This window comes from Pseudomaricurvus sp. HS19 (assembly GCF_009857815.1).
Lineage (GTDB): Bacteria > Pseudomonadota > Gammaproteobacteria > Pseudomonadales > Cellvibrionaceae > Pseudomaricurvus.
On sequence record NZ_WVVW01000001.1, the window covers coordinates 57409 to 76762 of the forward strand.

General features: G+C 59.5%; 17 protein-coding genes and 2 riboswitches. Of the genes, 7 read left to right on the forward strand and 10 right to left on the reverse strand.

Annotated elements, in window-relative coordinates; genetic code table 11:
• Nucleotides 1–428: 428 nt before the first annotated feature.
• From GSF27_RS00185 to GSF27_RS00215, 7 genes are all read left to right on the forward strand, one after another.
• Nucleotides 429–677, forward strand: coding sequence for an OadG family protein (locus GSF27_RS00185; RefSeq protein WP_160964531.1), 249 nt, complete (start codon nucleotides 429–431; stop codon nucleotides 675–677).
• Between the two features lie 87 nt (nucleotides 678–764).
• On the forward strand, nucleotides 765–2552 hold the full coding sequence (gene oadA, locus GSF27_RS00190; protein WP_160964533.1) for a sodium-extruding oxaloacetate decarboxylase subunit alpha: 1788 nt from the start codon (nucleotides 765–767) through the stop codon (nucleotides 2550–2552).
• Between the two features lie 18 nt (nucleotides 2553–2570).
• The gene (locus tag GSF27_RS00195; protein ID WP_160964535.1) at nucleotides 2571–3884 is read left to right on the forward strand and encodes a sodium ion-translocating decarboxylase subunit beta; all 1314 of its coding nucleotides are present in this window, start codon (nucleotides 2571–2573) and stop codon (nucleotides 3882–3884) included.
• A gap of 141 nt (nucleotides 3885–4025) precedes the next feature.
• On the forward strand, nucleotides 4026–4736 hold the full coding sequence (locus tag GSF27_RS00200) for an ATP-dependent zinc protease (protein ID WP_160964537.1): 711 nt from the start codon (nucleotides 4026–4028) through the stop codon (nucleotides 4734–4736).
• A 125-nt stretch (nucleotides 4737–4861) separates the two neighbouring features.
• Nucleotides 4862–6388: a UUP1 family membrane protein gene (locus GSF27_RS00205; protein WP_160964539.1), complete on the forward strand. Its 1527-nt coding sequence runs from the start codon at nucleotides 4862–4864 to the stop codon at nucleotides 6386–6388.
• Nucleotides 6388–7368, forward strand: coding sequence for an alpha-L-glutamate ligase-like protein (locus GSF27_RS00210; protein WP_160964541.1), 981 nt, complete (start codon nucleotides 6388–6390; stop codon nucleotides 7366–7368). The genes GSF27_RS00205 and GSF27_RS00210 overlap by 1 nt, the downstream gene beginning before the upstream one ends.
• Nucleotides 7368–7853, forward strand: a complete 486-nt coding sequence (locus GSF27_RS00215) for a GNAT family N-acetyltransferase (RefSeq protein WP_160964543.1) — start codon at nucleotides 7368–7370, stop codon at nucleotides 7851–7853. Before GSF27_RS00210 ends, GSF27_RS00215 begins: the two co-directional genes overlap by 1 nt.
• A 24-nt stretch (nucleotides 7854–7877) precedes the next feature.
• Here the strand turns inward: GSF27_RS00215 and GSF27_RS00220 are convergent, their stop codons facing one another.
• The 10 genes from GSF27_RS00220 to GSF27_RS00265 all read right to left on the reverse strand — a co-directional run bounded on the left by GSF27_RS00220 (nucleotide 7878) and on the right by GSF27_RS00265 (nucleotide 19181).
• Entirely contained in the window at nucleotides 7878–8849 is a 972-nt protein-coding gene (locus GSF27_RS00220; RefSeq protein ID WP_160964545.1) for a sensor domain-containing diguanylate cyclase, read from the reverse strand.
• A gap of 179 nt (nucleotides 8850–9028) precedes the next feature.
• Nucleotides 9029–10501: a thiamine phosphate synthase gene (gene thiE, locus GSF27_RS00225; RefSeq protein WP_160964547.1), complete on the reverse strand. Its 1473-nt coding sequence runs from the start codon at nucleotides 10499–10501 to the stop codon at nucleotides 9029–9031.
• A gap of 11 nt (nucleotides 10502–10512) precedes the next feature.
• The gene (locus GSF27_RS00230; protein ID WP_160964549.1) at nucleotides 10513–11328 is read right to left on the reverse strand and encodes a thiazole synthase; all 816 of its coding nucleotides are present in this window, start codon (nucleotides 11326–11328) and stop codon (nucleotides 10513–10515) included.
• Nucleotides 11329–11626: 298 nt separating this feature from the next.
• Nucleotides 11627–11830: a sulfur carrier protein ThiS gene (gene thiS / locus GSF27_RS00235; RefSeq protein ID WP_160964551.1), complete on the reverse strand. Its 204-nt coding sequence runs from the start codon at nucleotides 11828–11830 to the stop codon at nucleotides 11627–11629.
• Entirely contained in the window at nucleotides 11827–13002 is a 1176-nt protein-coding gene (gene thiO / locus GSF27_RS00240) for a glycine oxidase ThiO (protein WP_370462540.1), read from the reverse strand. Before thiO ends, thiS begins: the two co-directional genes overlap by 4 nt.
• A gap of 42 nt (nucleotides 13003–13044) precedes the next feature.
• On the reverse strand, nucleotides 13045–14919 hold the full coding sequence (gene thiC, locus GSF27_RS00245) for a phosphomethylpyrimidine synthase ThiC (RefSeq protein ID WP_160964553.1): 1875 nt from the start codon (nucleotides 14917–14919) through the stop codon (nucleotides 13045–13047).
• A 174-nt stretch (nucleotides 14920–15093) separates the two neighbouring features.
• A riboswitch (TPP riboswitch) is annotated at nucleotides 15094–15242 on the reverse strand.
• A gap of 113 nt (nucleotides 15243–15355) precedes the next feature.
• Nucleotides 15356–16177 (reverse strand): phosphotransferase, encoded by an 822-nt coding sequence (locus GSF27_RS00250; protein ID WP_160964555.1) that lies wholly within the window; start codon nucleotides 16175–16177, stop codon nucleotides 15356–15358.
• 7 nt (nucleotides 16178–16184) lie between these two features.
• Nucleotides 16185–16436, reverse strand: a complete 252-nt coding sequence (locus GSF27_RS00255; RefSeq protein ID WP_160964557.1) for a YkoF family thiamine/hydroxymethylpyrimidine-binding protein — start codon at nucleotides 16434–16436, stop codon at nucleotides 16185–16187.
• 28 nt (nucleotides 16437–16464) lie between these two features.
• Entirely contained in the window at nucleotides 16465–17049 is a 585-nt protein-coding gene (pnuC, locus tag GSF27_RS00260; protein ID WP_160964559.1) for a nicotinamide riboside transporter PnuC, read from the reverse strand.
• Between the two features lie 29 nt (nucleotides 17050–17078).
• Nucleotides 17079–19181 carry a TonB-dependent receptor gene (locus GSF27_RS00265; RefSeq protein ID WP_160964561.1) on the reverse strand — a complete coding sequence of 701 codons (2103 nt, stop codon included), beginning with the start codon at nucleotides 19179–19181 and terminating at the stop codon, nucleotides 17079–17081.
• 68 nt (nucleotides 19182–19249) lie between these two features.
• A riboswitch (TPP riboswitch) is annotated at nucleotides 19250–19353 on the reverse strand.
• Nucleotide 19354: the final 1 nt, after the last annotated feature.

Below are 19354 nucleotides of genomic sequence, written 5' to 3' on the forward strand. Positions count from 1 at the left end.
GGCGGATTGTAGCGGTTTGCCCGCTTATCAGACAGTGCTGATAGCGGGTGGTGTGGTAAAAAGTGTTCATGGTGCCTAGTATTTAATCTGTTTGGGGCGGTGTGTAGGGTATGGTTTGGTAGTTTTTTTACAGAATTTGGCGAAAGTATTTGCCAAATTTGTAGTAGTTAACAAAATTTGCTTACAACACCGCGTCGGGATAGAGTTTTTGCCCCCAAATTCGGGGATGTACGGCCTGTGAGACGGCCCGATTTCTGCAGCACTCCTGACCATCCGGCAGGCTGTGAAACAGGATCGTTGCCAGGTCGCTGTGAGCTTATCGGCTTAACCCGTACACACTGAGAACAGTCAGGCTTCCATGAGATGCCCTGTGGACACCGACACCAGGCTGAGATCCCTGATGCCGGCACTTAGGAGAAACAGACAAGATGCAACAAGGTATCATGCAACAGGGCGTCGACCTGATGCTCTACGGGATGGGAACGGTGTTCGTTTTCCTGACCCTGCTGGTGATTGCGACCGCAATCATGTCTTCACTCGTGCAACGCTTTTTACCGGAAGCGCCCCCGGTTATCCCCGCACCGCGTCCTGCTGCGGCACCGGCTGGCGTAACCGATCCCAAACTGATCGCCGTGATCAAGGCGGCTGTGGATCAGCACCGGGCCAAAAACAAGTAACCGCTGTGACCGCCGCAGCCCGCTTCCGGGCCGGCAACGACAGCAGGATCCTCCATCTTTAAAAAGTTACCTGATAAGGGAATTCTCATGAGTGAGAACAAAAAGCCACTGGGCATTACCGATGTTGTGCTGCGCGATGCGCACCAGTCCCTGTTTGCCACCCGCATGCGCCTTGACGATATGCTGCCTGTTGCCGCGCAACTGGACGAGATCGGTTTCTGGTCTCTGGAAACCTGGGGTGGTGCTACCTTTGATGCCTGTATCCGCTATCTGGGCGAAGACCCGTGGGAGCGTATCCGCGAGCTGAAAAAGGCGATGCCCAAAACCCCGATGCAGATGCTGTTTCGCGGTCAGAATATCCTGGGTTACCGTCACTACGCCGATGACGTGGTGGAAAAATTTGTCGAGCGCTGTGTGGTTAACGGCGTCGATGTGTTCCGCGTCTTCGATGCGATGAACGATATGCGCAATATCGACGTTGCGCTGAAAGCGGTTAAAAAACAGGGCAAGCACGCCCAGGGCACCATCTCCTACACTACCAGCCCGGTGCACACCATCGACATGTGGGTCGAGCAGGGCAAGCGCATTGAAGACATGGGCGCTGACTCTATCGCCATTAAAGACATGGCGGGCCTGCTGAAACCCTACGACGGCTATGAGCTGGTGACCAAGCTGAAAGCGGCCTGTGACATTCCCATTCACATGCAGTGCCACGCCACCACCGGTATGTCCACCTCCACCATTCTCAAGTGTGTGGAAGCGGGTATCGACAATGTGGATACCGCCATCTCTTCCATGTCCATGACCTACGGCCACAGCCCAACCGAGTCCGTGGTCGCCATCCTGCAGGGTACTGACCGTGACACAGGCCTGGACCTGGGCAAGCTGGAAGAGATCGCCAACTACTTCCGCGAGGTACGGAAGAAGTACGCCAAATTCGAAGGCTCCCTGCGTGGTATCGACGGCCGCATCCTCACCGCCCAGGTGCCGGGTGGCATGCTCACCAACATGGAGAGCCAGCTGAAGGACCAGGGTGCTGCCGACCGCTTCGGTGACGTGCTGGCGGAGATCCCCCGTGTTCGCGAAGACCTGGGCTTCATCCCGCTGGTAACGCCCACTTCCCAGATTGTGGGTACTCAGGCGGTATTGAACGTGCTGACCGGCGAGCGTTACAAGTCCATCTCCAAGGAGACCCAGGGCGTGCTCAAGGGCGAGTACGGTGCAGCGCCTGCCCCGTTCAACAAAGAGCTGCAGGATCGCGTACTGGATGGTGCCGAGCCTATCACCTGCCGCCCTGCGGACCTGCTGGAACCCGAAATGGACAAGCTGGCGGCGGAGCTTAAGCAGCTGGCTTCCGAGAAGGGGATCAAACTGGCCGCCGGTGAGCAGGAAATCGACGATGTGCTGACCTATGCTCTGTTCCCGCAGATCGGCCTCAAGTTTCTCGAGAACCGTGGCAACGCCGATGCCTTTGAACCTGTGCCTACCGGTAAAGAGGGCTCTGTGGTCACTAACGACAGCGGTGAAGAGGTCTACACCGTCACCGTCGAAGGCCAGTCCTACACCGTAACTGTCTCCAACGGCGGCGACCTCACCGGCATCGCACCTGTGGGTGGCGCAGCCCCTGCAGCAGCGGCTGGCGGCGGAGCGCCGGTCAGTGGTGGTGATCCGCTGCCTTCGCCGCTGGCAGGCAATATCTTCAAGGTGCTGGCTGCACCGGGCCAGTCGGTACAGGAAGGTGACCTGCTGATTATCCTCGAAGCCATGAAGATGGAAACCGAGATCCGCGCTCCCAAGGCGGGTACTGTTGGTAGCGTCAGCGTCAAGCCAGGTGACTCCGTCGCTGTGGGCGATACGCTGCTGACCATCGCTTAAGGCCGGGGGATTAAGACAATGGAAAACTTTCTCGGTTTGTGGATGGAGTCGGGCTTGCACCTGATGCAGCCCGGCCAGGTGATTATGATCCTGGTGGGGATGGTGCTGCTGTTCCTGGCCATCAACAAAAACTTTGAACCGCTGTTGCTGGTGCCGATCGGGTTCGGTGGCATTCTGGCTAACATTCCCGGTGCGGAGCTGGCCTCCTCGGCGGTGGACGCGGCACTGCACGCGGCGCACCCTGACGTGATGGCGGCCTTTGCCAACGCCCTTGGCATCGATCCGGCCGCTGGTGTTAAAGCCATCAAGCACGCCTATGAAGTGGCTTCCGCCACTCATCATGCGCAGCTGGCCAACCTTGCGGCGGACTTCGGTTACAACAACGGCATGCTCTATAACTTCTACTCCGTAGCCATCGCCTCCGGTGTTGCACCGCTGGTGATCTTTATGGGTGTGGGTGCCATGACCGATTTTGGGCCGTTACTGGCCAATCCCAGAACCCTGTTCCTGGGGGCGGCGGCGCAGTTCGGCATCTTCGCTACCGTCATGGGCGCAGTGGCGCTGAACTACTTCGGTATTATGGATTTCAGCATCGCCGACGCAGCTGCCATCGGTATTATCGGTGGTGCGGACGGCCCGACGGCGATCTATGTAGCATCATTGCTGGCGCCGGAGCTGCTGGGTGCCATTGCCGTTGCGGCCTACTCCTATATGGCACTGGTACCGCTGATCCAGCCACCGATCATGAAGGCGCTGACCACCCACGAAGAGCGCAAGATTGTCATGACCCAGATGCGGGTGGTGAGCAAGCGCGAGAAGATCATCTTCCCCATTGTGGTGTTGGTACTGGTGGCCATGTTCCTGCCATCGGCGGCGCCGCTGCTGGGTATGTTCTGCTTTGGTAACCTGATGAAAGAGTGCGGGGTGGTAGATCGTCTCTCCGACACCGCACAAAACGCCCTCATCAATATCACCACCATCTTCCTTGGTCTCTCAGTAGGGTCCAAGCTGGCGGCTGACAAGTTCCTGGACCCTAAAACCCTGGGTATCCTGGCGCTGGGTATCGTCGCCTTTGGTATTGGTACTGCGATGGGTGTCATCATGGCCAAGCTGATGAACAAGTTCAGCAGCCAGAAGATCAACCCTTTGATCGGCTCAGCTGGTGTGTCGGCGGTGCCCATGGCGGCACGGGTATCCAACAGGGTTGGCCTGGAAGCCAACCCGCAGAACTTCCTGCTGATGCATGCCATGGGCCCCAATGTTGCGGGTGTGATTGGCTCTGCAGTGGCTGCCGGTGTTATGATCTCCATGGTTCAGGCGATGACCAACTGATCGCTTATTGACCGAATTGCGAACAATATGCGGGCCCCGCTGGAAACGGCGGGGCCTTTTTTATATAAAGCGGTTCCGGTAGCAGGGAAGCAGTACCGTGCAGACAGGGAAGTGACGAGTACCCACCTGAGGAGCAATTACATGCTGGCTTTGCCCAAAAAACTGTTGAATTCGCTGATGTTGTCGGCCTGTGTGCTGGTGTTCAGCGGTTGCAGTCTGCTGGAGCAGAAAACCACCACTGACCCACAGCAGCCGGTGCAGTCACAGGAGCCCGGCGAGGCCCCGGCTTGCCCGCAGCCCGAAGCGCCGGCAGAGCAGCCGCCGGTGGTCGAGGAGAAGCCGTTACAGCCGGAGCCGCCTGCGCTCTCCTGTCCCAAGCCCAAACCCACCGCCTGTCCCGCCGTAGTGAGTGGTGATGTTACCGGTCGCGGCGACCTGCGCATTATTGGTCAGGTGGAGTACGTGGACGTAATGCCTATCAACATGCGCAAGAAGGCGCGGGTGGATACCGGTGCCGAGACCACCTCTATTGACGCCTCGGATATCGTAGAGTTCGAGCGTGATGGCAAAAGCTGGGTCAAGTTCAAGGTGGAAGACCGCCGTACCGGCGAGGTTTCAGAGATCAAGGCGCCGGTAGTGCGCTGGGTAAGAATCAAGCAGCACGGGGTGGAAAATGTGCGCCGTCAGGTGGTGCGCCTGGAGCTGCGCATGGGCAGCCTGCACGACAAGGTAGAAGTCACCCTGGCGGACCGTGACCGGTTTGACTACCCGATCCTCATCGGCCGCAACTTCCTGCAGGGCAGGGCTGTTGTGGACGTCAGTCGCAAGTACCTGACCTTGCAGAAGGAGTAGCGAAGGCGCGATAACCCGCGTAAAGTCTGACGCGGCGTCGAGAGACGTAGTTCACCCCAAAAAGGTGAAGAGCGTGCTAATCTGCGCGCTATTTGTCAGGCTTTAGAGTCATATCGGGGGAGTCATTGAAGCTTTCTTCTGCAAATCAGGTGCACCTGCTGGTTGTCCTGTTGTTTTGTGTCGGGCTGGGTGCTGCGGCCTATAAGCACCTGGCGCTGGGCTTCCCGCTACTCGCCTCCGAAACGGAAACCATCTGGCAGCTGGAGGGCAAGATTGTCTTTGACGCGAAGCCCGGCATGCCGGTGGAAGTGCGTCTTAACCTGCCGGACAACAACCCCAGCCGCCGCCTGGTCTCCTCAGATTTTATCGCCCCCGGTTTCAATTTCGATGAGATTGAGGAAGAGGGCGCCCGTATGGCCCGCTGGCGGGGCGAGGGGATTGAAGGCGAGCAGGTAATCCTGTTGCGCTCCCTCAGCTATTTTCCCGATACCGAAGACGCCCTGGAGAGCCCGCTGGCACGTCCTCTCGGTGACGATATGGACGGTCCCCTGCGTCGCACCGGCCTGAGCCTGTTGCGGGATATACAGCCAGCTGCCGGCATTGATGGCGCCCTGCAGATTATGCGCAGCCTCAACCAGCCGGGTGAGCAGCGGGTAGAGATCCTGCTGCGGGGCAATACCACCCCGGAAAAACGTACCTATCGTATGGGGCAGGTCCTGGCCCTGGCCGGCTATCAGGTGGAGCCGGTGGGTGGCATCTTCCTGGAAGATAAAAGCCGCAGCCAGACCATTAACCACTTTCTGGAAGTGTTTATCGACGGCCGCAAGTGGCTGCTGGATACCCGTGAGCTGGAGATTATTCCCTGGGACCGGATAGTGCTGTTGCAGCGCAACAAGGAGCCCCTGCTGGAAGTTTTCGGCGGTAAGGACTCCCGGGTAACCTACGCCACCAACAAGCTGCAGCGCGCCACCTTTGCCTCGGCGGTTGACGCCGCCAGCCACGCCGAAAACCCGCTCATCGACTTCTCCATTTACAGCCTGCCGCTGTCGGAGCAGAACACATTCAAACTGCTGCTGGTGATCCCGCTGGGGGCGCTGGTGGTGGTGATCCTGCGCAACCTGGTGGGACTGCGCACGTCAGGCACCTTTATGCCGGTGCTGATCGCCCTGACTTTCCTTCAGACCACGCTGGTGGTGGGGGTGATGCTGTTTATCGTGGTGGTGGGTGTGGGCCTGATCCTGCGCTCCTATCTCAGTCACCTTAACCTGTTGCTGGTGCCGAGGATCGCCTCGGTGCTGGTGTTCGTGATTATTATCTACGGCGCCATCGGTATCCTCAGTGCAAAGATGGGCTGGCAGGGGGGACTGAAGGTGACTTTCTTCCCCATGATCATCCTCTCCTGGACCATCGAACGCATGTCGATCCTGTGGGACGAAGCCGGCCCGCGGGAGGTGATGGTGGAGTCCGGTGGCAGCCTGGTGACCGCCAGCCTCGCGTACCTGCTGATGGGCAATACCCTGATCAGCGATACCATTTTCCTCTACCCGGAACTGCTGCTGGTGATCCTGGCGGTGATTATTGCCATCGGCAGTTACACCGGTTACCGGCTGTCTGACCTGCGCCGTTTTGAGCCGCTGGAGCGTCACGACTGATGAGCAGTTTCTGGCAGCGTCTGGGCATGGCATCACCGGAGTTCCTGCGCAGCAAGGGCATTGTCGGCATGAACCGTCGCAACGTGCAGCTGATTGCCCGCAATAACCCGCGTCATCTCTATCCCAACGTGGATAACAAATACAAAACCAAGATGCTGTGCGCCGAGCACGGCATTGCGGTGCCCAAGCTGCTGGGTGTCTGCCGGGTGGAAGGGCATGTACACGAGCTAAAGGAATTCCTCAGGGATCGCACCCAGTTTGTGCTCAAGCCGGCCCAGGGCAGCGGCGGCAAGGGGATTGTGGTGATTGTGGGGCGCGACGGCGATGACTATGTCAAAGCCAGTGGCAAAAAGCTGACCCATGAGGAGCTCTGCCGCCACGTATCCAATACCCTCAGTGGACTCTACAGTCTCGGGGGCAAGCCGGATGTGGTGTTGATCGAGGACCTGATCCATTTCTCCGACCATTTCGATGGCTACTCCTACGAAGGGGTGCCGGATATCCGCGTGATCGTCTACAAAGGCTTCCCGGTGATGTCCATGACCCGCCTCTCGACCCACGTGTCGGATGGCAAGGCCAACCTGCACCAGGGGGCGGTGGGAGTCGGGCTGCACATGGCCACGGGCAAGGCGCTGAGGGCGGTACAGTTCGATCGCCCCCTGACCCATCACCCGGACACCAGTCGCCTGTTGTCCGAGCTGTATATCCCCCACTGGAAGGAGATCCTGCTGCTGGCGGCCAGGGGCTTCGAGGTGAGCAAGCTTGGCTATCTGGGGGTGGATATCGTGCTCGACAGCCATCAGGGCCCGTTGCTGCTGGAGTTGAATGCCCGTCCCGGACTGGCCATCCAGGTGGCCAATGGCGAGGGACTGTTGCCGCGTATCCGCTTTGTCGACAGCCTGCCGCAGGGATTGCAGCCGGCGGAGAGGGTGCAGCGGGTACTGAATCACTGGCAGGCAAAAATGCAGGAGGCCGGTTGATGACGGCGGCTGAAGTGCGCCGGGCTGACTGGAGCCGGACGCAGGATTGCGAGGCGCTGGAGGCATTGCTGCAGCATTACGCCTGTGACCCCATGGGGGGCGGCAAGGGCTTGCCAGCGGCGCTGCTGGCTGAGCTGCCCAAACAGCTGGCGGAGTTTCCCGGCAGCTACAGTGCCATTGCCTGGCGTGGTGATGAACCTGTGGGGTTGATCAATTGTTTTGCTGGCTTTTCCACCTTTCGCGGCCGGCCTTTGCTGAATGTCCACGATATTGTTGTGCTGCGGGAGTGTCGCGGTCAGGGGATCAGTCGCCAGTTGTTACAGGCCGCCGAGGATGAAGCCCGCCGGCGGGGCTGCTGCAAATTGACTCTGGAAGTACTCTCCGGTAATCGACGGGCGCAGGACGTTTACACAGGCTTTGGATTTGCCAGCTATGAGCTGGATCCGGAGTGTGGCCAGGCGCTGTTTATGGAAAAACCCCTCTGAGTTCCTGTCCGGCGGTGCGGCGGGTTATTGCTCGGCGATGTTATCCCAGGCCTGGGATACCTGACCGCCGCCATTATGCTTGGCCTTGTAGAGCGCCGAATCAGCCCGATCCAGGAGCTCCTGTGGGCCTTCGTTGCTGCGCAGTTGGGCTGCACCAATACTGATGCTGACACTGGTGGGCAGCTCGCTTTCCAGAGTCAATAAACTCACCCGTTGCTGCAGTTTTTCCGCCAGGATGCCGGCTTGATCCAGGCTGGTATTTGGCAGTAGCAGCATGAATTCGTCCCCACCCCAGCGCACGGGGACATCGATTTCCCGGACATTGTCCCGCAGGGTGGAAGCCACCCACACCAGCGCCATGTCACCTATTGAGTGACCGTACTGGTCGTTAATCGGTTTCAGGTTATCAATATCAATGGCCAGCAATGACAGGGGTTCGTCGAAGCGGCTGGCGCGGGCGCATTCGGTCTTCAGCTTTTCGTCAAAGTGATGGCGGTTGTAGAGCCCGGTGAGCGAGTCGTGGATGGCAATGTTCTCAACCTCTTTCACCTTGGTGGCAAGCTGCTTGTTGCGGTTGCGCAATACCCGGGTGCGGCGCTCGACCATCTTGTGGAGGGAGAGGTTTTTCTGGGCTGACTGTTGCAGCAGGCGCTTTTCGGCGGAGATGTCACGTTGGGCGCCAATCATGCGGGCGACCTGGTCATGCTCGTCGCGGGCGACAATAAAGCCGCGATCCTCAACCCAGATTTCACCACCCTTTTTAGTGATGCAGCGGTACTGGATATGGTATTCGCTACTGCGTCCCTGCACGTAGTCGTCAAAAAGCTCCATCACCTGATCGTAGTCGTCGGGATGGATGACCGCTTCCCAGGTCAATACGGTCCCGGCCAGCTCGTTGGGCTCATAGCCGAGCATGCGGAACCAGCCGGGACTACGGTAGACGTAGCCGGTGAGGGCGTTCCAGTCCCAAATGCCGTCACTCGTAAGCTCCAGCATGGCTGTAATCACTTCCTTTGTGATTTCCCGTAACATGAAGGTAGGGGCCTGATAGATCAAAAGATGCTATCAGTCTAGCGGCGTTATCTGAATGTGGAAGTAAAATTTGAGAACTAAGACTCCTTTTTTTTGTGAAATGTGGCATAAGAGACTTCTTTTTGGGTTGCGGGATATGACGCCTAATGCATTCTGAAGCTCTTCTGAAGGGCCTGCAGCCCAGTAATGCAAGGGCCTGGACCCGAAATCGCCCCTACCACCGCACAACCGCTGACCCCGGCGCTCAAAACCTCTCCGATATTGGACTGATTGATGCCTCCAATGGCCACTACCGGTAATTTTGAGTCAATAATGGCCATCCAGCGGTGTAAATTCTCCAGACCTATGGCTTTTACCCCGCTTTTGCTGGTAGTTCCGAACACCGCACCCAGGGCGAGGTAGCTGGGTTTGAGGGCCAGCGCCCGCAGCCATTCAAACTCGCTGTGGCTGCTGATGCCAAGGCGCAGGCCGGCATTGGCCAGGGCATCCAGCGCTTCTGTGGATAGGTCCTCCTGGCCCAGATGCACACCGTAGGCGCCTGAGCGGATCGCCAGCTGCCAGTGGTCGTTGATAAACAGCCTCGCCCCATAGCTCTGTGACAGCTTTACAGCGGCAGTAACCGCTTGTTCCAGCTCCGTCTCAGTGGCGTGTTTCATACGCAGTTGTACAGTGCTGACGCCGGCGTCCAGAACTCGCTGCAGCCATTCGACGCTGTCTACCAGTGGATAGAGCCCCAAAGGTTCATCCCCGCAGCCAGGAAACGCCGGACGGCTGTCTGCAGTCTCTGGCAGGTGCAGGCTAGGGAAGTCACTGAGCCGTGTCGGGTGGCCGCAATTGCCCAGCAGGCCGCCGCACTCACCGATGGCAAAACCGGTGCGCAGCCCCTGTTGGACATAGGCTTCTGCCAAAACCAGTGCATCCGGCAGCGCCTTGCCCCCGGCACATAGGGCGGCGATGGCCGAGGAGAGCATGCAGCCCGTACCCCTGCTGTAGAGGGTCTGCTGGCGCTGGTGGGTTAACCAGATGCGGCGCTCGCCGTCATCGAAGTAGTCCGCGACTTCATCGCCACCCCAGTCACTGTGTCCGCCCTTGATCAGTACCGCCCCAGCACCCAGCTGGCGCAGCTCGGCCGCGGCTGCCTCGACTTCGGGGGCAGACCTGAGAGGGCGTTGCAGCAGCTGCTCTGCTTCCGGCAGGTTGGGTGTGAGCAGGGTGATGTGGGGCAGCAGTTCAAGGTAGCGGGCAATAAAGTCAGCATCGGCGAAGCGGGTGCCGCTGCTGGAGCCGAATACCGGGTCGGCTATCACCGGGCACTGCTGGCGGGCCAGGAAGTCCTGCAGCACTGCCAGCTGCTCAATGCCGGCGAGCATGCCAATCTTGATGGCATCAATCTGTATGTCCTGCTCCAGGGCTTCGCACTGCTGTGCCAGGCTCTGTGGTGGTGTGGTGGTGATATCCAGCACCCGCTGTGAATTCTGCGCCGTGAGGGCGCTGATGACCCCCAGTCCGTGGGCGCCCAGGTCCTGCACCGTGCGCAGGTCGCAGCTGTGGCCGGCGTGGCCACTGCTGTCATAGGCGGAGATCAGGCAGACATGGGTGGTGGCTTTTGTGGTCATGATGGTGCGGCTCAGCTTTGGTGCCAGAAGGGTTGCCCCAGTGTAGGGGTGGATGGCGAGGCAGTCTGTGCCTTTTCCATCAGTCCGGCCCGCCAGGCGTCGTGTCCGGCCTCAACCGCTGCGCCAAAGGCGCGGGCCATCAGCACCGGATTGCTGGCCTTGGCTACGGCTGTGTTAAGCAGTACTGCATCAAAGCCCATCTCCATGGCTTCTGCCGCCTGTGACGGCGCACCAATGCCAGCGTCCACAATCAGGGGGACGTCCGGCAGGCGTTCACGCAAGGTGCGCAGGTTATAGCGGTTGAGCAGTCCCTGACCGGTGCCAATAGGGGCGCCCCAGGGCATCAGCACCTGACAGCCCACATCCAGCAGTTTTTGCGCCAGCACCAGATCGTCGGTGGTGTAGGGCAGTACCGCAAAGCCACGGCGGATCAATTCTGCTGCCGCTTCCACCAGCCCAAAAGGGCAGGGCTGCAGGTTGTAGTCGTCGCCGATCACTTCCAGTTTCAGCCAGTGGGTCTCAAACACCTCACGGCTCATCTCCGCCAGGTTGATGGCCTCTTTCGGGGTGCGGCAGCCGGCGGTGTTCGGCAGCAGTCGGCAGCCGCTGCTGCGGATATGCTGCCAGAAAACATCCGCCTGCTGTTGCTGGGGACTGTCCGGGTTGAGGTTCTGGCGGCGCAGGGAGAGGGTGACGATCTCCGTGCCCGAGGCGGCAATGCTGTCGGCCATGACCTGGGGCGACGGGTAGAGGGCCGTGCCCAGTAACAGGCGGCTGTTGAAGGTCTCGCCGTAGAGGGTCAGGGACCCCGTGTCTGTATTACGCATGATGTTACGTCCCATCTTGTGTGTACTGTTTGTTTGGCGCATGCCCGTGCAATGGGCCCCCGCCTTCGCGGGGGCGACGGGGTGCGGGGCGCGCAGTTCCCGGCTTCGTCATTCCCGCGAAGGCGGGAATCCACTTGCCAGCGGGCGTCCGTTACACCAGCATACTGACTCGCCACTCGCCACTCGCCTCTCGCCATTCGCCATTCGCCATTCGCCATTCGCCATTCGCCATTCGCCATTCGCCATTCGCCATTCGCCATTCGCCATTCGCCATTCGCCATTCGCCACTCTTTCTGGATCAACCCCCACCAATCGGTTTCACCAGATCAATACGGTCACCCTCGCAGAGCAGCGTTTCCTCATAGCGACTGCGGGGGGTGAACTCGCCGTTAATGGCGCAGGCAATACGTTCACCTTCCACCTGCCACTGCTCCAGTGCCTGCTGCAGGGTGGTGTGCGGGGGCAGTTCCCGCGCCTCGTCGTTTACCAATACTCGAATCATGGTGTTACTGCTTCCGGTTGTGTGGTGCGGAGCAGTTGCTCCATAAACGGACTGTGCTGGCGCTGCAGCAGGCGGTCGAGCACCGCTTCCACCATCATGGGGGCCAGCAGGTAGCCGTGGCGGTAGAGTCCATTGGCCCGCAGGCAGCGACCCTGCACCAGAATTTGTGGGTGGTTGTTTAACAGTGCCGGGCGCAAATTGACATCGGTGCGGGTAATACGGGCCTCGGCAAAGGCCGGGCTAACCGCGTAGAGCGCGCTGCTTAGCTCCAGGTTGGAGCGCAGGCTGATTGCGCTCATGTCCTCAGACTCGATCTCGGTGGCGCCGATAATAAATTGGTGATCCGGTTTGGGGACAATGTAGAGCTTGTAGCGCGGGTGCATAAAACGAACCGGGCGTTGCAGTTGCACTTCGCGGGTCTGCACCCACATCACCTCACCACGTACGCCGCGCAGTTGTGGCAGCGCCTGTTTGGCGCCGATGCCCCGGCAGTCCAGTACGTGATCGAATGTATCAATGCCATGGCTGCTGCAGATGCGATTGTCCTGCAGCAATTCCACCGCGCAATGTTCGTGCAGTGTGCCGCCCATTGCGGTGATGTCGGCCAGCAGTTGATCCAGCAGGGCGTGGTTGTCTACGTAGGCTTCCGCGGGCAGGTAGAGCGCCTGGCTGAAGTGGCTGAGGTCCGGTTCCTGCGCCTGCAGTTGAGCCTGGTTGAGCCACTGATAGCCGTTCTCACCCAGCTTGTGCTGCAAGGTGTTGGCAAACTGGTTGAGCAGTCCCTGGTCCTGCCGGTGGGCCGTCACCAGTGAGCCGCCGTCATAGTAGTGCACCGGTTGTTGCAGCTGCGCCAGCCACTGCGGCCAGAGCTGCAAGCTGTGCATGCCCATGTCGTAGACCGTGCGATCACTGTCCACAAGCTCGGACAGTGGCGAAATCATCGCCGCTGCCGTGCGTGCGGCACCGGGGCAGGTGGTGAGTGAACCCGCTTCAAACAGAGTGACCTGGCAGCCTTCGCGCAGCAGGCGCCAGGCACAGAGGCGGCCGAGCAGGCCGCCGCCGGCGATACCGATGTTCATGGTGTTCTCCTTCTGGTCATGGCTCCAGCCACAAAGCTCGCGCAGGGGATAAGGTGAATTCCGCCCCGCGGAAGAGAGGATGGTCTGGGCCACTGCGCTCCTACGGTTGCAGACGCGGAGCGAGCCGCCCGGGCATCAGACCTTGTGGTAGAGCTCGCTGCCCTGTTCTTTGAACTGCTGGGACATTTCGCTCATGCCTTTTTCCGCCTCTGCTTCCTGCTGTGCAGCGAAGTCGCGCACCTCCTGGGTGATCTTCATGGAGCAGAACTTGGGTCCGCACATGGAGCAGAAGTGAGCCACCTTGGCAGAATCCTTGGGCAGGGTTTCGTCGTGGAACGAGCGGGCGGTATCCGGGTCGAGGCTGAGGTTGAACTGGTCCTCCCAGCGGAATTCGAAGCGCGCTTTCGACAGGGCGTTGTCGCGAACCTGGGCGCCGGGCATGCCTTTCGCCAGGTCGCCGGCGTGGGCGGCGATGCGGTAGGTGATGATGCCCTGTTTCACGTCCTCACGGTTGGGCAGGCCCAAATGCTCTTTGGGGGTGACGTAGCAGAGCATGGCGCAACCGAACCAGCCGATCATGGCGGCACCGATACCGGAAGAGAAGTGATCGTAGCCGGGGCTGATGTCGGTGATCAGTGGGCCCAGGGTGTAGAACGGCGCCTCGTGGCAGTGCTTGAGCTGCTCATCCATGTTGGCTTTTACCATGTGCATGGGTACGTGGCCCGGGCCTTCGATCATAACCTGCACGTCGTGCTTCCAGGCGATTTTGGTCAGCTCACCCAGGGTGTGCAGCTCGGCAAACTGCGCCTCGTCATTGGCGTCCTGCAGGCAGCCGGGGCGCAGGCCATCACCTAGGGAGAAGGAGACGTCGTAGGCCTTCATGATCTCGCAAATTTCCTCGAAGTGGGTGTAGAGGAAATTCTCCTGGTGATGGGCCAGGCACCACTTGGCCATGATGGAGCCGCCGCGGGAGACAATGCCGGTGAGGCGCTTGGCGGTCATGGGCACATAGCGCAGCAGTACGCCGGCGTGAATGGTGAAGTAGTCCACCCCCTGTTCTGCCTGTTCGATCAGCGTGTCGCGGAAGATTTCCCAGGTGAGGTCTTCGGCTACACCGTCCACTTTTTCCAGCGCCTGGTAAATTGGCACAGTACCGATGGGCACCGGAGAGTTGCGCAGGATCCACTCGCGGGTTTCATGAATGTGTTTACCGGTGGAGAGGTCCATTACGGTATCGGCACCCCAGCGAGTACCCCACACCAGTTTTTCCACCTCTTCCTCGATGGAGGAGGTCACCGCGGAGTTACCAATATTGCCGTTGATCTTGATGTGGAAGTTGCGGCCGATAATCATCGGCTCCAGCTCAGGGTGGTTGATATTGGCCGGGATAATGGCACGGCCTTCGGCAACTTCGCTGCGCACAAATTCGGCGGTGATCTCCTGGGTCACGTTGGCGCCCCAGGTCTGTCCCGGGTGCTGCTGGTGGATGGTGTCGCTCTGCGCCAGCTGCGCACGGGCAATGTTTTCGCGGATGGCAATGTACTCCATCTCCGGCGTAATAATGCCCTGGCGGGCGTAGTGCAGCTGGCTGACATTGGCGCCGGCTTTGGCACGGCGCGGCTGATGGGTGCCCTCAAAGCGCAGCGCTTCCAGGGCGATATTCAGTTCACGGGTCTTGGTGTAGTGGGAGGTGGGGTTCTCCAGCAGCTCGGTGTCGCCGCGCTCCAGAATCCAGTTCTCCCGCAGCTTGGCCAGGCCCTTGCGCACATCAATGGTGACATCCGGGTCGGTGTAGGGGCCGGAGGTATCGTACACACGCACAGGCGGGTTCTCTTCCAGCTGGTCGTCCTGCAGGCGGGTAGGAGAGAGTTCAATTTCGCGGAAGGGTACGCGGATATCGGCGCGTGAACCGCTGAGGTAGATCTTGCGTGAGCCGGACAGTGGTGAGGTTGAAATTTCGTCCACCTGAGCGGACTCGCTCAGTTTGCGGATGGGGGTGACGTCTGACATGGCTATCGGGCTCCCTGGTTTTAAAGTCAACGGGTTATTGTCAACGTCGGGGAGCTGCAGCCGCGGGGCAGAAAAACCGTGTGCTTGTGCCGTTTCCGGCGGCCTTGCCGCAAAAAAAATACGGTTAAGGCGTGCGGTCTTTCCGTGGCAGACGGGCAGCGCATGGCTGGCGTCAGTGCGGTATCACTTGATTCCTACGCAGGTACTAACCTGTTCAGGTGCAGCGGGTTCCATCAAAAGCGTTGTTCTGTAACAAGGCTTCCGGATCTCAGCCAATGCGTGTCGCTTATAGCGAATTCACATCGGCACCCCGACAAGTGGGGCGAACAGTACCACCTCGTGAGCCACAGTGGCAAGCGGTTGCGAGAGGTGTTCGTGGTTTTATTGGCGTAGGAAAAGTGTGTCGTGATTGGAGATCGGCTACCGTTGGCGGACTTCAGTTGGCAGATGCCAGCAACTGCTGCAGGCGGGTTAATACGGCATTGGCTGCTGACGGGTTGGGTTGTAACAACAGCCACAACCACTCCAGATAACGCACCACGGGGCGGAAGGCATTGGCCTGCGACAGGAGCCCGGCGGTGTCCTGCCCTCCACTGTAGGCGCGCAGCAGTTGTTTTAGCTGGTCGTCGTTCAGGTCGCCGTGTTCGGCGAGGGTGGCGAGATCAAACCCCGGCGCGTTGACGGCGGCGTACTCCCAGTCGAGCAGCACACAGCCGCTGTCATCCACCAGCATGTTGGCGGGAATCAAATCGTTGTGGCAGAGGCAGCGCAGGGGATTAAGTTGCAGTGCCTGCTTCGTCAGCTGCAGCATGCGCCGGTGCAACTCATGGTCCCGGTGTGTGTGTGGCAGCTGTTGCCAATAGGCGTCCAGGTGGGCGGTCAGGTCCAGCGGCGGTTCGTGGTCAGTGAGCCGATGCAGCTGTGACAACGTCTGGCCGATACGGACCAGGTGGTGTGGCGGTTGCCAGTGGGGCAGGTCGATGCAGGTGCAGACCAGGGTGTGCTCATCAAACCACACCGGCTGTGGTGACAGGGCACCGGTGACGCGCAGCAGGTTCAGCTCGCGGTGTTTGGCCAGCGCCAGTTGGCGATTGTCGGGATTTTCAATCCGCACCACGTAGCGGCGTTCGTCATCACCCACCAGATAGCTCTGGTGACTGAGGCCGTCCGTCAGTTCACGCAACAACAGCGGCCGGGATTGCAGCGGCGCATCCCAGTTGCGCCACTGCTGCAGTACTGCTTGCAGTGCGTCCTGCACGCCGTAATCAGTCCAATGCCTGGTAGGCGGGCAGGAACTTGGTGACAAAAATACCCATGCCGTGTGTTTCGCGATAGGCCTTCATCTCCACCTTGAGAATATCCATGACGCGATCAAAGTCGCCCTGAATCACGGTTGAGGTAGGGAATGTCTCAATCTGCACGTCGTCGTACTGATTGAGTTGGGCAATAAACGCCTTGATCGGCGGGATGAAGTCTTCGGCGTTGGGGTAGAGGCTGATATCGACACTGACTAACATGATTTACTCCTGTGCTGGGCTCGTAGATTCAGGCGGCGGCAGTGTCTGCCAGCTCCTGCTGCTGGTATTCACGATACCACTGCCACAGCCCCCATACGGACAGTACCGTGTAGACACCGATCAGTGCGGCGTAAATATCCAGCTTGCGATCGTGGTAGAGCCAGATGGAAGCGCCGTTGAGGATCAGCCAGTAGCCCCAGGCATCAAGCACCTTTTTCACTTCCAGGTAAGTGGCGCCGAAGCTGAACAGGGTGGTAAAGGCATCAATTCGCGGGCGGGCGGCGTCGCTGTGGTGTTCAAAATAGTAGCCCAACAGCAGCGCCAGTGAACTGCAGGTGCCGATCAGGATAGCGTGCTGTTGCAGGGACAGGCGTGTTACCGGGTTATAGTCCTGCCGCTGGTACCATCGAATCCAGCCCCAGATGCCAAACAGTACGTAAAAGCCGTAGAGAATGGCCTCGGAGTAGAGTTTCGCGTGCACAAACAGCCACACGCTCAGGGCCGAGCCGACAATCCCGAAGGCCCAACTGATGACCCGATCCCTGATCAGTAACACGATAAACAGCAGGTTGGCGACGGTTGCCAGAATTTCGATCCAGGTCATCAATGTCATGGGCTGGTGTCTTCTTTATGGCTGGTTAATTACAGCTGGTAGCCGAAGCTGATGCCGAAGGTTCGCGGCTCGCCGTACTGGTAGTAGGGCTCTTCAGCGTAGAACTTGCGCGGATCGTTGCCGAAACCGCCGAAGCCACGCACGGCGTAATCCTCGTCTGTGAGGTTGCGGCCCCACAGCGATACATTCCAGTTGCTCTCTGTGTAAGTCAGGCTGGCACCCACTGTTTCATAGGACCAGGATTGTTCGTCGTGGTTGTCGGAGAAGTAGAACTCGTCTTTACCTTCGACTTCCACCCGCGCTTTCCAGTGCTCGTCGAAATGATACTGCGAAGCGAGACTGAACTGGTAGGAGGGGGCGTGAGCCTGCTCGCGACCTTCCAGGTCGACCCCGGCGCTGTTAACGAAGTCTTTCAGTTCGGTTTCCAGCAGGCCCAGGGCGGCGCTGAACAGCCACTGTTGGCTGGGCTGCCACTGCAGCTCTGCCTCGAGACCGTAGTTGGTGCCCTTGGCGGCGTTGCTGAAGTAGTCGATAAACTCACCGGGGGCGTAGGGATCGCTGACGGGCACCAGGAAGGACTGTTTCACCTGCACGTCTTTGCGCTGCTGGTAGAAGAGTGCAATCTGCGTACGCAGGGTGTCATCCAGCAGGCTGCTCTTCACACCGGCTTCCCAGTTGACCATGTGCTCGGTGTCGTAGTCGCGCAGTTCGTCAGAGAGACTGTTATTGCTGTTGATGCCACCGGTTTTATAACCGCGGGACACCAGGCCGTAAAGCAGGTGCTGGTCGTTGAGCAGGAATTCCAGGGCGATACGTCCGCCCCACAGGGATTCGTCGGTATCAAAGTCGACACCGTCACTGTCGCGGTAGTCCGCCGTAAACTCTTCCAGCCGCAGGCCGGTGGTCAGCACCAGCCGCTCGCTGAGGCGGGTCTCCAATTGTGCGTAGCCGCTGATGCGATCGGTTTCGTAGTCACTGCGGAAGTCACCTGCGGCATAGGTGTATTGACGCAGCAGGTCTTCGTCCTGGCCGCGGCCGTAGATGCCCACCACCCAGCCGGTTGTGCCGTTGATGATGGCACCGTCCGCAGTGGAGACCAGTCGTGCCTCAAGAGTCGCCGTCTGGCGTTCGCGGAGGTAGTTGTCGACGCTGGCGTACTCCCAGCCATCGCAGGCCAGGCCGGCGCAGATGGCAGGATAGGACCAGTCCTCATCGTAACCGTATTCCAGGTCAGAATCGGATCCACTGGCGATCACCTCAATGCGGAAGGCATCGAAGGTGGTGCTGGTGGCTTTAACCGCAGCGGCGGTAGTTTCCTGGCGATCGTGGCCTGGCTTGTCGGAAAGGGTATGACGGGTATTGTCCAGCGAGAAGGCATCGTAACCGTTGTCTATATCGACATAGAGGCCGGTGAAGTCCAGCGTCAGGGTGTCAGTGGCCTGCCAGCGCACTTTGCCGCGCAGGGTGGCTTCGTCGATATTGTTGGTGTCATCCCGATTGAGGTAGTCGTTCTCGATAAAGCCGTCACTGCGGTTCTGTTGGCCGGCGATGCGGTAGCTGACGTTGTCGCCCAGGGGGCCGCTGACGGCACCACTGGCAGACCAGGTGTTGTAGTTGGCCAGGGTACCGTTAACCTTTGCTGTCAGTTCCTCGGTGGGATCGGCACTCTTCATGTAGATGAGGCCGGCGAGGGCGTTGGCGCCGTAGCGGGTACCCTGGGGGCCGCGCAGGATTTCCACCTGATCTATGTCCAGCAGGGTGCCGGCGGTACCGATGCCGCTGAAATCGATGTCATCAATGATGACGCCTACAGAAGGGTTCACCGGCTCGATAAACTGGCTGCGTTCTCCGATACCACGAATCTGGTAGAAGCGCGCCCGTGAGGCACCGCTGGAGAAGTTTACGTTGGGGGCCATGTTGAGCAGTTGCTCAAGGTGCAGTGCATTGCGATCGGCGATGGTTTCCTCGCCAATAACGGTAACGCTGCCGGGCAGTTCGGTGATGCTGGTTTCCCGGAAGTCGGCGGTAACCGTGACTTCAGGCAGGGATTGCGGGCTGGTTTGTGCGGTCGCCCCGGCGGAGAGGGCAAGCAACATCAATGGGTGCGCCAGGCGCTGGTACTTGAATGGCATATTGGGCTCCATAAGCTACAGGAGACCCGGATCAGTGCGTAAATTGTGCGGCGCAATACCAGTCCATGAGTGTTGCGAAGCCCTATCCCTACGCCGGTATTATCCGGATCAGGTTCAAAGGGTCTGCTGTGTAAACAGCATCTCAGGCCCCGGGCCTCCCCTTAGGAAAGGCG

Excerpts from the sequence above, each read along its gene's own strand:
- GSF27_RS00185 (WP_160964531.1), top strand. The coding sequence starts at position 429 with ATGCAACAAGGTATCATGCAACAGGGCGTCGACCTGATGCTCTACGGG.
- oadA (WP_160964533.1), top strand. The coding sequence starts at position 765 with ATGAGTGAGAACAAAAAGCCACTGGGCATTACCGATGTTGTGCTGCGC.
- GSF27_RS00195 (WP_160964535.1), top strand. The coding sequence starts at position 2,571 with ATGGAAAACTTTCTCGGTTTGTGGATGGAGTCGGGCTTGCACCTGATG.
- GSF27_RS00200 (WP_160964537.1), top strand. The coding sequence starts at position 4,026 with ATGCTGGCTTTGCCCAAAAAACTGTTGAATTCGCTGATGTTGTCGGCC.
- GSF27_RS00210 (WP_160964541.1), top strand. The coding sequence starts at position 6,388 with ATGAGCAGTTTCTGGCAGCGTCTGGGCATGGCATCACCGGAGTTCCTG.
- GSF27_RS00215 (WP_160964543.1), top strand. The coding sequence starts at position 7,368 with ATGACGGCGGCTGAAGTGCGCCGGGCTGACTGGAGCCGGACGCAGGAT.
- GSF27_RS00220 (WP_160964545.1), bottom strand. The coding sequence starts at position 8,849 with ATGCTGGAGCTTACGAGTGACGGCATTTGGGACTGGAACGCCCTCACC.
- thiE (WP_160964547.1), bottom strand. The coding sequence starts at position 10,501 with ATGACCACAAAAGCCACCACCCATGTCTGCCTGATCTCCGCCTATGAC.
- GSF27_RS00230 (WP_160964549.1), bottom strand. The coding sequence starts at position 11,328 with ATGCGTAATACAGACACGGGGTCCCTGACCCTCTACGGCGAGACCTTC.
- thiS (WP_160964551.1), bottom strand. The coding sequence starts at position 11,830 with ATGATTCGAGTATTGGTAAACGACGAGGCGCGGGAACTGCCCCCGCAC.
- thiC (WP_160964553.1), bottom strand. The coding sequence starts at position 14,919 with ATGTCAGACGTCACCCCCATCCGCAAACTGAGCGAGTCCGCTCAGGTG.
- GSF27_RS00255 (WP_160964557.1), bottom strand. The coding sequence starts at position 16,436 with ATGTTAGTCAGTGTCGATATCAGCCTCTACCCCAACGCCGAAGACTTC.
- pnuC (WP_160964559.1), bottom strand. The coding sequence starts at position 17,049 with ATGACATTGATGACCTGGATCGAAATTCTGGCAACCGTCGCCAACCTG.
- GSF27_RS00265 (WP_160964561.1), bottom strand. The coding sequence starts at position 19,181 with ATGCCATTCAAGTACCAGCGCCTGGCGCACCCATTGATGTTGCTTGCC.